This window comes from Pseudoalteromonas sp. SR45-1, from assembly GCF_014163655.1.
In the GTDB taxonomy this organism is placed as follows: Bacteria; Pseudomonadota; Gammaproteobacteria; order Enterobacterales; family Alteromonadaceae; genus Pseudoalteromonas; species Pseudoalteromonas distincta.
In genome coordinates this window covers 1-836 of the sequence record NZ_JACJDR010000038.1, presented here as the reverse complement: position 1 = coordinate 836, position 836 = coordinate 1, and the positions used below count along the sequence as shown (strand labels likewise).

Genomic DNA, 836 nt, shown 5'->3' with positions numbered 1-836 from the left:
GATGCACCGCAAGGCAGTGAAGTAACCATTGTTGTCACCGACAGCAGCGGCGCAGCGCAAACAATGAGCGCCACCGTACTAGCCAATGGCACGTGGTCAATCCCTGTACCGGTAGCACTTGCAGAAGGTACATACACTATTAGCGCGAGTGTTGAAGATACCGCAGGCAACGACACCACCGCCACAGGCGCAGGTGAAATAGATACCACTGCACCGACACTTGTACTTACCAGCCCAGGCTCAAGTAATGACATCACCCCGACACTCAGTGGCACAAGTGATGCCGTTGAAGGCACCGTTATTAACTTCACGGTAGTGGACGATCAAGGCAATACACAAACGTTTACCACCACGGTTGATGCAGACGGCAACTTCTCTATAGAAGTACCGACTGCACTGGCAGAAGGGCCGTATAGCATCGAAGCAAGTATTAGCGATGTGGCAGGTAACAGCACCGATATTACCGGCAACGGCACCATTGATACCACAGCACCAAGTGTGAGTGTAGATGCGCCAGTATTAACAAATGACAGCACGCCAACTGTGACAGGCACCAGTGATGCACCTAACAGCACCATCACGGTGACGTTTACAGATGCAGCAAATGCTACTCAAAGCATTGATGTACAAACCGATGCCAATGGTAACTGGAGTGCGACACCAACGACTGATTTAGCTGAAGGTAATTACAGTGTTAGCGCCAGCATCACCGATGCAGCGGGCAACACAGGTACAGGTACAGACAGTGGCGAAGTGGATGTAACTCCACCGGCACTTGCCTTTACACCAACGTTTGAACTTGGTTTATTGGTTACCTTAAGTGGTACCTCTGACTT

1 protein-coding gene is annotated in these 836 nt (G+C 50.7%); it reads left to right on the top strand.

All coding sequences use genetic code 11. From position 1 onward, the window contains the following. Positions 1–836, top strand: an 836-nt coding sequence (locus H5089_RS20015) for an Ig-like domain-containing protein (protein WP_182712955.1), incomplete at both ends; no start/stop codon positions are given.